This window comes from Pseudophaeobacter sp. A-200-2 (assembly GCF_041008815.1).
Taxonomy (GTDB): Bacteria; Pseudomonadota; Alphaproteobacteria; order Rhodobacterales; family Rhodobacteraceae; genus Phycobacter; species Phycobacter gallaeciensis_A.
Genome location: NZ_JAXGFU010000007.1, coordinates 41,467 through 54,499, shown reverse-complemented (window position 1 = coordinate 54,499; position 13,033 = coordinate 41,467). Strand labels below are relative to the sequence as shown.

10 protein-coding genes are annotated in these 13,033 nt (G+C 62.9%); 8 read left to right on the top strand and 2 right to left on the bottom strand.

Going from position 1 to position 13,033, the window contains the following annotated elements; translation table 11 throughout:
• Positions 1 to 29: 29 nt before the first annotated feature.
• From pdxR to SM766_RS11765, 4 genes are all read left to right on the top strand, one after another.
• Positions 30 to 1,490 (top strand): MocR-like pyridoxine biosynthesis transcription factor PdxR, encoded by a 1,461-nt coding sequence (gene pdxR / locus SM766_RS11780; RefSeq protein WP_368947904.1) that lies wholly within the window; start codon positions 30 to 32, stop codon positions 1,488 to 1,490.
• A 186-nt stretch (positions 1,491 to 1,676) separates the two neighbouring features.
• A complete protein-coding gene (xsc, locus tag SM766_RS11775; RefSeq protein ID WP_368947903.1) occupies positions 1,677 to 3,455 on the top strand; it encodes a sulfoacetaldehyde acetyltransferase in 1,779 nt (592 codons plus the stop codon).
• 5 nt (positions 3,456 to 3,460) lie between these two features.
• Positions 3,461 to 4,216, top strand: coding sequence for a TSUP family transporter (locus SM766_RS11770; RefSeq protein ID WP_368947902.1), 756 nt, complete (start codon positions 3,461 to 3,463; stop codon positions 4,214 to 4,216).
• Complete coding sequence (locus SM766_RS11765) at positions 4,216 to 5,367, top strand: acetate/propionate family kinase (protein WP_368947901.1); 1,152 nt, start codon at positions 4,216 to 4,218, stop codon at positions 5,365 to 5,367. The genes SM766_RS11770 and SM766_RS11765 overlap by 1 nt, the downstream gene beginning before the upstream one ends.
• Here the strand turns inward: SM766_RS11765 and SM766_RS11760 are convergent.
• Complete coding sequence (locus SM766_RS11760; protein ID WP_368947900.1) at positions 5,342 to 6,238, bottom strand: phosphate acyltransferase; 897 nt, start codon at positions 6,236 to 6,238, stop codon at positions 5,342 to 5,344. The genes SM766_RS11765 and SM766_RS11760 overlap by 26 nt on opposite strands.
• A gap of 33 nt (positions 6,239 to 6,271) precedes the next feature.
• On the opposite strand from SM766_RS11760, the gene SM766_RS11755 reads away from it, so the two are divergent.
• The 4 genes from SM766_RS11755 to SM766_RS11740 all read left to right on the top strand — a co-directional run bounded on the left by SM766_RS11755 (position 6,272) and on the right by SM766_RS11740 (position 12,006).
• On the top strand, positions 6,272 to 7,405 hold the full coding sequence (locus tag SM766_RS11755) for a citrate/2-methylcitrate synthase (protein WP_368947899.1): 1,134 nt from the start codon (positions 6,272 to 6,274) through the stop codon (positions 7,403 to 7,405).
• A 118-nt stretch (positions 7,406 to 7,523) separates the two neighbouring features.
• Positions 7,524 to 10,358, top strand: a complete 2,835-nt coding sequence (locus SM766_RS11750) for a molybdopterin oxidoreductase family protein (RefSeq protein WP_368947898.1) — start codon at positions 7,524 to 7,526, stop codon at positions 10,356 to 10,358.
• Positions 10,355 to 11,119 (top strand): 4Fe-4S dicluster domain-containing protein, encoded by a 765-nt coding sequence (locus SM766_RS11745; RefSeq protein WP_368947897.1) that lies wholly within the window; start codon positions 10,355 to 10,357, stop codon positions 11,117 to 11,119. The genes SM766_RS11750 and SM766_RS11745 overlap by 4 nt, the downstream gene beginning before the upstream one ends.
• Positions 11,119 to 12,006: a dimethyl sulfoxide reductase anchor subunit family protein gene (locus SM766_RS11740; protein WP_368947896.1), complete on the top strand. Its 888-nt coding sequence runs from the start codon at positions 11,119 to 11,121 to the stop codon at positions 12,004 to 12,006. Before SM766_RS11745 ends, SM766_RS11740 begins: the two co-directional genes overlap by 1 nt.
• A gap of 74 nt (positions 12,007 to 12,080) precedes the next feature.
• On the opposite strand, the gene dapA is transcribed toward SM766_RS11740, so the two are convergent.
• Positions 12,081 to 12,953 (bottom strand): 4-hydroxy-tetrahydrodipicolinate synthase, encoded by an 873-nt coding sequence (dapA, locus tag SM766_RS11735; protein WP_368947895.1) that lies wholly within the window; start codon positions 12,951 to 12,953, stop codon positions 12,081 to 12,083.
• Positions 12,954 to 13,033: the final 80 nt, after the last annotated feature.

Here is a 13,033-nt window from a genome sequence, read left to right as displayed (position 1 = left end):
TCGCCCTAAGGCCAGCCTACTGTCCCGGAATGGCCATTTCCGTCGACACATTCTTTCTCAACCCGGATGCGCAGGGCACGCTTCAGGCGCAGATCCAGGAGATGATCGCCGAAGGCGTTCTGTCGGGCCGTTTCCGGGTCGGAGAGAAGCTGCCATCCTCGCGCAAACTGGCCAGCCACCTTGGCATTAGCCGCATCACCGTGACGCTGGCCTATACGGAACTTCTGGCCAATGACTATCTGACGTCGCGCGGGCGGTCTGGGTATTACGTCTCGGAAAACGCGCCGGTGCCGCCCAGTTACACGCCGCCGCAACGCTCTGATGACGCGGTAGACTGGTCGCAGGCCATTGCCCGCACCTTTACCGGTGGCGATACGCCCCGCAAACCGCGGGACTGGCGCAACTACCGCTATCCTTTCATCTATGGTCAGGCCGATGCCTCGCTGTTTGATCATGCCAACTGGCGGCTTTGCGCGCTGCGGGCGCTGGGGCAGAAAGACTTTGCCGCGCTGACCAACGACTATTTCGATCAGGATGATCCCCTGCTGATCGAATATATCGCCCGCCACACCCTGCCACGCCGTGGTGTCACCGCCCGCCCCGAGCAGATCCTGATCACCCTCGGGGCGCAGAATGCCCTGTGGCTGGTGATCCAGCTTTTGCTGAACCGGGGGCGTAAAGCGGCGATCGAGGATCCGACCTATTACACCCTGCGCGATCAGCTGACCCATGTGCGCTGCCAGATGGATTGTATTCCGGTGGATGCCGACGGTCTGCCGCCGGAGCAGATCGCGGAAGACACCGACGTGATCTTTTGCACCCCCAGCCACCAAAGCCCGACCACCGCCACCATGCCCATGGCCCGGCGCAAGCAACTGCTGGAGCGCGCCCGCGAGATCGATGCGGTGATTGTCGAGGACGACTACGAGTTCGAGATGTCCTTCCTCGGCGCCCCCTCCCCGGCGCTCAAATCCCTGGATACCGACGGGCGCGTGGTCTATGCCGGCAGCTTTTCCAAATCGCTGTTTCCGGGGCTGCGACTGGGCTATCTGGTAGGCTCTGAAAGCTTCATCCGTCAGGCCCGCGCCCTGCGCGCCAGCGTGCTGCGCCACCCGCCTGGGCACATTCAGCGCACTGTCGCCTATTTCCTCTCCCTCGGTCACTACGATTCCCAGATCCGTCGCACCGCCAAGGAACTGCACAACCGCCGCCTGGTCATCGAAGAGGCCATCGCCGCGCATGGGCTGTCGATCTCGGGTGTTGGCGTCTACGGTGGCTCATCCCTCTGGATGCGCGCGCCGGAGGGCGTCGATACCGCCGCCGCAGCAGAGCGCCTGAGGGAAAAGAGCGTCATCATCGAACCCGGCGCGCCCTTCTTTGCGCCCCAACACCGCAAGCAGAACTATTACCGGCTGGGCTATTCCTCGATCCCGGCAAGCCGTATCGAACCGGGGCTGGCGCTGCTGGCCGAGGCGCTGAAACCGTTCTGAGGCAGCCCCGGCCACAGGCGCGCATGCGTTTTCTGCAGCCGTGATACACCCCCATCAGGCCGCGCCATATCTGGCCCTAATCCGGACAGGTATCTGGCCCTAACCCCTCCCCTTCCGACAGCCTAAACCGGATGTAACGCCCGGCGCCGGCCCGGCCCTGTCAGCGTCTCATCAGGAGAACACACCATGAAAATGACCACCGAGGAAGCCTTTGTTAAAACCCTGCAAATGCATGGGATTGAACATGCTTTCGGGATTATCGGCTCGGCGATGATGCCGATTTCGGACCTGTTTCCCAAGGCAGGCATCACCTTCTGGGACTGCGCGCATGAAGGAAGCGCCGGCATGATGGCCGATGGCTACACCCGCGCCACCGGCAAGATGTCGATGATGATCGCCCAGAACGGCCCTGGCATCACCAACTTTGTCACCGCCGTCAAAACCGCCTACTGGAACCACACCCCGCTGCTGCTGGTCACCCCGCAGGCAGCGAACAAGACCATCGGTCAGGGCGGTTTCCAGGAAGTCGAGCAGATGAAACTGTTCGAGGACATGGTCGCCTATCAGGAAGAGGTGCGCGATCCCTCCCGCGTGGCCGAAGTTCTGAACCGGGTGATCATGCAGGCCAAACGCGCCTCGGCCCCGGCGCAGCTGAACATCCCGCGCGATATGTGGACCCAGGTCATCGATGTGGCCCTGCCCGCCATCGTCGAATTCGAACGCCCCACCGGGGGCGAAACCGCACTAACGCAGGCGGCTGAGCTGCTGTCGAACGCCAAGAACCCGGTGATCCTGAACGGTGCCGGTGTGGTGCTGTCCAAGGGTGGCATCGCCGCCTCCAAGGCGCTGGCCGAACGTCTGGATGCCCCCGTTTGCGTTGGCTACCAGCACAATGACGCCTTCCCCGGATCGCATCCGCTGTTCGCAGGTCCGCTTGGCTACAACGGCTCCAAGGCCGGTATGGAACTGATAAAGGACGCCGATGTGGTGCTCTGCCTTGGCACCCGGCTCAACCCCTTCTCGACCCTGCCGGGCTACGGCATGGAATACTGGCCCACCGAGGCCAAGATCATTCAGGTCGACATCAACCCGGACCGGATCGGCCTGACCAAACCGGTGACGGTTGGCATCGTTGGCGATGCGGCCAAGGTGGCCACGACGATCCTGAACCAGTTGAGCGACAGCGCTGGCGACGAAGGCCGCGCGGATCGCAAGGCGCGGATCGCCGAAGCCAAATCCCGCTGGGCGCAGCAGCTCAGCTCGATGGATCACGAGGATGACGATCCCGGCACCACCTGGAACGAACGCGCCCGCGCCGACAAACCGGACTGGATGAGCCCCCGCATGGCCTGGCGCGCGATCCAGTCGGCGCTGCCCCGCGAGGCGATCATCTCCTCGGACATCGGCAACAACTGCGCCATCGGCAACGCTTATCCGTCCTTTGACGAGGGCCGAAAATATCTAGCGCCGGGCCTGTTCGGCCCCTGCGGATACGGCCTGCCTGCCGTGGTCGGCGCCAAGATCGGCTGCCCAGACGTGCCGGTCGTGGGCTTCTCCGGCGACGGTGCCTTTGGCATCGCCGTGAACGAGCTGACCGCGATTGGCCGCGATGAATGGCCTGCAGTCACCCAGGTGGTGTTCCGCAACTACCAGTGGGGCGCGGAGAAACGGAATTCGACCCTGTGGTTCGACGACAACTTTGTCGGCACCGAGCTGGATCAGCAGGTCTCCTATGCCGGGATCGCCAATGCCTGCGGCCTGAAAGGCGTCGTCGCCCGTACCATGGAAGAGCTGACCGCTGCGTTGGCACAGGCGGTCGAGGACCAGAAGAACGGCATCACCACCCTCATCGAGGCGATGATCAACCAGGAACTGGGTGAACCCTTCCGCCGCGACGCCATGAAGAACCCGGTCGAGGTCGCCGGCATCTCTGCCGACGACATGCGTCCGCAGCAGGTCGGCTGAACGCAATGATGCTGCCCTTTGATCTGCCATTTGATCTGAATGGAGGTCAGGGCGCCTATCTGGCCGCCGCATTGTTTGTGGCGGCCTTTATCCGTGGCTATTCGGGATTTGGGTTTTCCGCGATCTTCATCATTCTAGCAGCGCTGGTGACCAACCCACTGCCGCTGATCCCGGTGGTCTTTGCTTGTGAAATCACGATGACCGCCTTTCAGGCGCGCGGCATCCGGCCTCATATCGACTGGCAGCGGGCACTGTTGCTGCTGGGCGGGGCCGCCATTGCCACGGTCCCCGCCATCGCCATCATGTCCCGCCTGGGCGAAGATCAGGCCCGGCTTGCCATATCGGCACTTGTGCTGATGCTAAGCCTCATCCTGCTCAGCGGCTGGCAGCTGCGCCGCCCCATCGGGGGCAAAGGCAACCTCGGCGTCGGTCTTGTGGCCGGCATTGCCAACAGCGCCGGTGTCGGCGGCCTGCCCGCTGCCGCGTTTCTGACCGCTCAGCCGATCCCCCCTGCCATATTCCGCGCCACCATGATCGTGTTTCTGACCGGTATCGACATGATGGCCCTGCCGGTGATGGCGGCAAACGGGCTGACCGGGGTCGACACGCTTTACGGGGTGCTGCTTGCCTTTCCCATCCTTGGCGCCGGGATCTGGACCGGCAGCCAGCGCTTTGCCAGCGCCGACCAGAAGAATTTCCGCCGTGGTATCGTGCTGTTGCTGACCGTTCTTTCGGTGCTGAACATCGTGCGGGTGCTCTGATGGCCGATGCACGGGTTCTGATCCTCAATGCCGGATCTTCTTCCATCAAATTCGCGGTCTTCGACAGCGCGTTCGAAGAGCGGGTGCAGGGTCTTGCCGACGGGATCGGCGGCGCCTCGCGGCTGATCGTGGACGGCGTCGAGACCGAAATCCCCTTTATCGACCATAAGGCCGCGCTTTCGGCCATCCTGAACGCGCTGGCGGATCGCGGCATCACGGCAGGCAGCTTGACGGCGATAGGCCACCGGGTGGTGCATGGCGGGCGCAATCTGACCGCCCCCACCCGCATCACGCCCGAGGTCCGCGCCGAGATCGCCGATTGCACCCCGCTGGCGCCGCTGCACAATCCACACAGCCTGGCCGCCATCGACACCATGGGGGAACTCGCCCCGGACCTACCGCAGTTCGCCAGTTTCGACACCTCCTTCCACGCCACCAATCCCGATGTGGCGACCCGTTATGCCATCCCGCGCATGATCGAGACCAAGGGCATCCGCCGCTACGGCTTCCATGGGCTATCCTACGCGGCACTGGTGCGGCGCCTGCCGGACCTGTCCGGGGAAAAACTGCCCGCACGGCTGCTGGCCTTTCATCTGGGCAATGGCGCCTCGCTTTGTGCCATCCGGGGCGGGCAATCCATCGCCACCACCATGGGCTATTCACCGCTGGACGGGCTGACCATGGGTACGCGGTCGGGCGGCATCGACGCGAATGCCGTCCTGCGCCTCGTGGAGGACAACGGGCTGGAGCGCACCAAGGCGATCCTCAACCACGAAAGCGGGCTTCTGGGTCTTTCGGGAGGCAAATCCGACATGCGCAAACTGATGCTGGACCCCAGCGCCGACAGCGCCTTTGCCATCGATCACTTCTGCTACTGGACCCTGCGTCATGCGGGCAGTCTGATTGCCGCGCTCGAAGGCATCGACGCCATCGCATTCACCGGCGGCATCGGAGAGAACGCCACCGCCATCCGCGCGCGAGTTCTGCGGGGCCTTGAATGGATTGGTGTGCGTATGGACCCCGATGCCAATGAGGCCCGTCAGATGGCGCTGCATTGCCAGTCTTCAGCGGTGAAAATCTGGGTGATCCCAGCCGATGAAGAGCGGCAGATGGCCATGGACGCCCTTACCCTGATGCCGGAGGAGACATGAGCCGCGTCCGGCATATCCCTCGGACCTGCGCGGCGGTCAGCACCGTTGCCGCGACGATGTCGTCAACGCTGGCGCCCCGGCTAAGATCGCAAACCGGGCGGGCAAAGCCTTGCAGGAACGGCCCCAGCGCCTGCGCACCTGCCAGTTCCTGGCACAGCTTGTACCCGATATTGCCCGCATCCAAGCTGGGAAAGATCAGCACATTTGCATCCAGCGCCTCGATCCCCTTCTTGGCGGCAATCGAATCGTTCAGCGCCGCATCCGCCTGCACCGGCCCAGCAAAACCCGCAAGCTCGGCTGCTTCACGCACCCGCGCCACGCTGTCGCCGTCACCCGATGTGCCGGTGGAAAAGGACAGCATCGCCACCCGCGCCGTGCCCAGCAGGGCCTTGGCGGAGGCCGCCGAAGCGCGTGCGATATCGGCAAGTTGCGCCGCATCGGGTGCCACATTTACCGCGCAGTCAGCAAAGACCAGTTCGCGCCCATCCGGGAACACCATCAGGAAGAACGACGAGGGCAAGGACACCCCGTCGGCCAGCCCGATGCCGATGCTGGCGGCCTCGATCACCCGGCGGGTGGGAACATCGGCGCCTGCGACCATCGCATCTGCCTCGCCCAGCGCAACCATCGCGGCGGCGCGGTACAAGGGTTTGGAAACCATGCGTTTTGCGATCACCTCTTTCAGACCGCGCGCGGTAACCAAGGCCTCCACATGGGCCTCGGACGGCTCCGCCAGCGGCAAGGGTTCGCACAGGCCTTCGGCCCGCAGGCGCTGCGTGGCCTCTGCCACCCGTGCGTCTTCCATTTCCGGGAAAACCACCCGCGCCCGCCGTGCCTTTGCCGCTTCAAATGCATTTTCCAGAACAGTCATATCATTCTCCCTTGCCACACGAAGGAGCCAGCAATGAGCGAAAACGTCAAGATCAACCGCGGCCTGAAGGGCGTCTACTTTGAACGCTCCGGCGTTTCAGATATTGATGGGGCCAAGGGCGAGTTGAGCTATCGCGGCTATTCCATCCACGATCTGGCTACCCATTCCACCTTTGAAGAGGTCTGTTACCTGCTGATCTACGGCGAGTTGCCAACCGCAGGGCAACTGGCGGATTTCGATGCCGATCTGAAAGCGGCACGGGTGCTGCCGGATGAGATCCACGCAATCATCCGCGCCTGCAAGGACGGCCACCCGATGGATGTGCTGCGCACCTGTGTGTCGGCCCTTGCAGCGTTAGAGCCTGCCAGCCAGCAGGTCGGCGAGGAGGCCTTCCTCGCCAATGGCGTGCGTCTGACCAGCCAGGTGCCGATGATCATCGCCGCGCATGAAGCAATCCGCAACGGCCGCAATCCGGTGGCGCCGGACATGACACTGGGTCATGCAGCCAACTGGCTGTGGATGCTGAAGGGAGAGAAACCCAGCGTGGATGCCGCGCGGCTGGCGGATGTGGATTTCATTCTGCACGCCGAACACGGCTCCAACGCCTCCAGCTTTGCTGCCCGCGTCACAGTGGGTACCGAGGCTAATCTTCATGGCGCCATCGTCACGGCGCTGTCGACCCTCGCAGGTCCAGCCCACGGCGGCGCCGCCGAGGACGTGATGAAAATGGTCCACGAGATCGGCACCCCGGACAAGGCCGCCGCCTACGTGAAGGCCAAGCGTGCCGCGAAAGAAGCCGTCACCGGCTTTGGCCACCGGGTCTACCGCAAGGAAGACCCCCGCGCCCGCCACATGCGCGAAGGCGTGCGCAAGCTGGGCGAGGAAATGGGCGCCCCCGAGTGGTATGAAATCCTACAGGCGGTGGTCGAGGCCATGTCTCCCTATGCGCGCCACGGGCTAAATGTGAACGTCGATTTCTATTCCGGCGTGATCTACCAGCTGCACGGCATCCCGATGGACCTCTATGTGCCGATCTTCGCCATTGGGCGCATGCCAGGCTGGGTGATCCAATGCATCGAGCAACAGCGCGGCAATATCCTTATCCGACCGCTGACGCTGTACAACGGGCCGGAACCGCGCGGTTATGTGCCGATTGCAGATCGCTGATCCCCACCAATACGATTTCAAAGAACAGATTCCCGAAAAAGCCGGGAAAAACAGAAAACTCTCGCGCGGCAGACTGATCCGACCTAGCCTGCCCCGACGCGACGAACAGGGATGACCCATGGGTTTCAACCAGCCTCAGATCAACACCTCGCCCCCGGTTTCCGAGGAGATCCGCCAGACCACCTGCTACATGTGCGCCTGCCGCTGCGGCATCAACGTTCATATGAAGACCGGCAGCGATGGCAAGAAACAGGTCGCTTATATCGAGGGAAATCGCGATCACCCGGTGAACAAGGGCGTTCTTTGCGCCAAGGGCAGCGCCGGGATCATGCAGCACAACGCGCCCTCGCGGCTGCGTGCGCCGCTGAAACGGGTCGGCCCGCGCGGGTCAGGACAGTTCGAGGAAATCACCTGGGACGAAGCGCTGGATCTGGCGGCCTCCTGGATGGAGCCGCTGCGCAAGAATGCACCAGAGAAGCTGGCGTTTTTCACCGGCCGCGATCAGTCGCAGAGCTTCACCAGTTTCTGGGCGCAGAATTTCGGCACCCCCAACTATGCCGCGCACGGCGGCTTCTGCTCGGTCAATATGGCGACGGCTGGCATCTACACCATGGGCGGCGCCTTCTGGGAATTCGGTCAGCCCGACTGGGATCATACAAAACTGTTCATGCTGTTCGGCGTGGCCGAGGATCACGACAGCAACCCGATCAAGATGGGCATTGGCCGGATCAAGGCGCGCGGCGCGCGGGTGATCGGCGTCAACCCAATCCGCACCGGCTATAACGCGGTGGCGGATGACTGGGTCGGCATCACGCCGGGCACCGACGGGCTGTTCATCCTCTCCATGGTGCACGTGCTGCTAAAGGCCGGTAAGATCGATCTAGATTACCTCAGCCGCTACACCAATGCGCCGGTGCTGGTAAACGCCAGCGACGGACCTGAACAGGGCCTGTTCCTGCGCGATGAGACCGGCAAGGAGTTGGTGATCGACCGCAATACCGGCAAGCTGACGCCCTTTGACCAGCCAGGCGTGCGCCCGGACCTGCATGCCACCTATCGCCATGCCGGTGTCACCCACAGGCCGGTGTTCCACCTGATGGCCGAGCGATACCTGTCTGACGAATACGCCCCTGAAACCGTGGCCGAGCAATGCGGTATCCCCGCCAGTCGCATTCGCGCCATCGCCGCTGAAATTGCCCGTGTCGCCTTTGACGAGGCCTTCGAGCTTGATCAGGAGTGGACCGATTTCCGCGGCGAGACTCACAAGACGATGCTGGGGCGCCCGGTATCCTTCCACTCCATGCGCGGGGTCTCGGCCCATGCCAACGGGTTCCAGACCTGCCGTGCGCTGCACGTCCTGCAGATCCTTCTGGGCACGGTCGAGGTACCCGGTGGTTTCCGCTTCAAACCGCCCTACCCCAAACCCGCGACCGCGCATCCCAAACCGCACTGCGGCGTCAAACCCGATTGCGCGCTGGACGGCCCACACTTGGGGTTTGTGCACGGCCCCGATGACTTGGCCCTCTGCAAAGACGGCAGCCCAGCCCGCATCGACAAGGCCTTCACCTGGGAAAACCCGATGAGCGCCCACGGGTTGATGCATATGGTGATCTCCAACGCCCATGCAGGCGATCCTTACAAGATCGACACGCTGTTCATGTATATGGCGAATATGTCGTGGAACTCCTCGATGAACACCCGCGGGGTGATCGAGATGCTGACCGACCGGGATGACAACGGCGAATACGTCATCCCGCGCATCATCTACTCGGACGCCTATTCATCCGAAATGGTGGCCTATGCCGACCTGATCCTGCCCGACACCACCTATCTGGAGCGGCACGATTGTATCTCGCTGCTCGACCGCCCGATCTGCGAGGCGGATGCCGCCGCCGATGCCATCCGCTGGCCGGTGGTGGAGCCGGACCGGGACGTGCGCGGGTTCCAGACCGCGCTGGTGCAGCTGGCGAACCGGATGAAACTGCCCGGTTTCACCAATGAGGACGGCAGCGCGAAATATCAAGATTACGCCGACTATATCGTCAACCACGAGCGTAAGCCCGGCATCGGCCCGCTGGCGGGATGGCGCGGCGATGGCGAACAGTCTGGGCGCGGCGCTGTGAACCCCGAACAACTCGACCGCTATATCGAGAACGGCGGATTTCACGTCAGTCATATCCCCGATGCGGCGCTCTATTACAAACCGTGGAACAGCGCCTATCAGGACTGGGCCGTGGGCATGGGGATCTATGACAAGCCCGAACCCTATCTGTTCCAGCTGTATGTGGAGCAGATGCGGAAATTCCAGCTGGCCGCCGAAGGATATGGGGAGCGCCAGCCGCCAGACCATCTGCGCAAGCGGATCAAGGCCACCATGGATCCGCTGCCGATCTGGTACGAAACAGACCAGCAGGGCAACGAAGGGTTCACCGTCAACGCCCTCACCCAGCGCCCGATGGCGATGTATCATTCCTGGGGCAGCCAGAACGCCTGGCTGCGGCAATTGCACGGGCGCAATCCCCTTTACGTGCCGACGAAACTGATGCGTGAGAACGGCTTGTCGGATGGGGACTGGGCGCGGGTCACTTCTCCGCACGGAGAGATCACCGTGCCGGTGATGGAGATGGCTGCGCTGAATGAAAACACCGTCTGGACCTGGAACGCCATTGGCAAGCGCAAAGGCGCCTGGGCGCTGGATGAAAACGCACCGGAAGCGACAAAGGGCTTCCTGCTCAATCACCTGATCCACGAGCTTTTGCCACCCAAGGGCGATGGTCTTCGCTGGGCAAACTCGGACCCGATCACCGGACAGGCCGCGTGGTTTGACCTCAAGGTGAAGATCGAAAAGGCCGCCCCGCCGGATGGCATCGCCGAAAGCCAGCCCGCGTTCGAGCCGATCACATCGCCGGTGGGCACCGGCCCGGGCAAACTGACATGGAAGGTGGGGAAATGACCGAGCTTCCTGCACAGACCATGCGCAAGATGGGTCTGGTGATCGATCTGGACACCTGCGTCGGCTGCCATGCCTGCGTGATTTCCTGCAAGGGCTGGAACACCGAAAACTATGGCGCGCCGCTGTCGGATCAGGACCCCTATGGCGCCGATCCCTCGGGCACCTTCCTCAATCGGGTGCATTCCTATGAGGTGCAGCCGGAGCAAGGACATGCCCAGCTGGTGCATTTCCCGAAATCCTGCCTGCATTGCGAAGACGCACCCTGCGTCACCGTCTGCCCCACCGGCGCCAGCTACAAGCGGGTCGAGGATGGCATTGTGCTGGTCAATGAAAGCGACTGTATCGGCTGCGGGCTTTGCGCATGGTCCTGCCCTTACGGTGCGCGCGAATTGGATCTGGCCGAGGGCGTCATGAAGAAATGCACCCTTTGCGTGGACCGTATCTATAACGACAACCTGCCCGAAGAGGACCGCGTCCCGTCCTGCGTGCGCACCTGCCCAGCCGGTGCGCGGCATTTCGGCGATCTGAACGATCCCGGCAGCGAAGTGTCGCAACTGGTCGCAGCGCGCGGCGGCATGGATCTGATGCCGGAAATGGGCACGAAGCCTGTGAACAAATACCTGCCGCCCCGCCCCAAGGACCGGATCGAGGATCAGATCGACGTGCTGGCGCCGCTTCTGGCACCGGTCGCGGAGGAACCCAGCGGTTTCCTTGGCTGGCTCGACAAGGCGCTTGATAAACTGCCCGGAGGAGACAGCTGATGCATCCGGCCCCTTCCGTCATCATCTTCACCACCCTCTCCGGCCTCGGCTTTGGCCTGCTGGCCTTTCTTGGCCTCGGAATGCCCGCCGTCACCGGCTGGGTCGCCTTTGTCTTCTACCTCATCGCCTATGCGCTGGCGGTGGGCGGGCTTCTGGCCTCGACCTTTCACCTTGGTCATCCCGAACGCGCCTGGAAAGCCTTCAGCCAGTGGCGCACAAGCTGGCTCAGCCGCGAAGGCTGCACTGCCGTCGCCGCGCTGCTGGTCATGGGGCTGTATGCGGCTGGGGCTGTTTTCTGGGACGCTGACTGGCGCCTCCTCGGCCTTCTGGGCGCTGCGCTCAGCATCGGCACCGTTTTCACCACCGCGATGATCTATACGCAACTAAAGACAATCCCGCGCTGGCACAGCCCGCTGACGCCGCTGGTCTTCCTCAGCTTCGCCATCGCGGGCGGTGCGCTGCTGGCCGGACAAGAGAGCCTTGCGCCATGGCTGCTAGCACTCGCAGGCGTGATCCAGCTGGCCTATTGGGCCAAGACGGACAAGGCGCTGGCGCACTCCGGCACCGACATCGCCACCGCCACGGGGCTAGGCAATCAAGGCAGCGTGCGCGCATTCGAGCCGCCCCACACCGGCAGCAACTACCTGCTGCGCGAGTTCGTTTATGTGGTGGGGCGCAAACACGCCTTGAGATTGCGCGTCATCGGCTTTGGCCTGGGGTTCGCATTGCCGATTGCCCTGATGGTGATGCCGTTTGACAGCGTGATGATGAAACACCTGATGGCAGGCGTCGCGGTGCTGCTGCATATCGCAGGGATTGCCTGCCTGCGCTGGCTGTTCTTTGCCCAGGCTGAACATGTCGTCGGCCTCTACTACGGCAAACGCTGAACGCATCTGATTTGAACAACGAAAAAGGCGGCCCCGAAAGGAGCCGCCTTCTTAAATCGGAAAACCGGTTGGCCTTAGATCAGACCTGCGTGCTTCATGGCCGCGTCGATCGCTGCCTTGGTGCTGTCCTCCAGCGTGGTCAGCGGGCAGCGGACCTCTTCGCTGCACAGGCCCAGCTTGGACAGGCCGTATTTCGCGCCCACAAGGCCCGGCTCAATAAAGATCGCCTCGTGCAAGGGCATCAGGCGGTCCTGATAGTCCAGCGCGGTCTTGTAGTCGCCTGCAAGGGTCGCGGCCTGGAACTCAGCGCAGAGTTTCGGCGCCACGTTTGCGGTGACCGAGATGCAGCCAACGCCGCCATGGGCATTGAAGCCAAGCGCGGTTGCGTCCTCACCCGACAGCTGGATGAAGTCGGGACCGCAGGAGCCTCGCTGCTGGCTAACGCGGGCCAGATCGCCGGTGGCATCCTTGACGCCAACGATACGCGGCAGCTTGGACAGCTCACCCATGGTCGCCGGTGTCATGTCGACGACCGAGCGGCCCGGAATATTGTAGATCACGATCGGAATATCGGCGCAGTCGTGCAGGGCTTCGAAATGCGCCACCATGCCGCGCTGGGTCGGCTTGTTGTAATAGGGCGTTACAACCAGCGCCGCATCGGCACCGATACGCGCCGCAAACTCGACAAAACGAATCGCTTCGACGGTGTTGTTCGACCCTGCGCCCGCGATGACCGGGACCCGGCCTGCTGCGGCCTTGACCACCTCGGCGATCACGGTTTCGTGTTCTTCATGGCTCAGCGTCGGGCTTTCACCGGTGGTGCCAACGGGCACGATACCGGTCGACCCCTGTTCGATATGCCATTCTACCAAGTGTTTGAGCGTATCCAGATCCAGCTCGCCGTTGCGAAACGGGGTGACGAGGGCTGGCATAGAGCCTTTGAACATGGGCACGCTCCCTTAGTTGCGAATGGTCGGCAGGCAAAGCGCCGCCGGAATGGTGGACACGACCGGGTTTTGAGTTGATA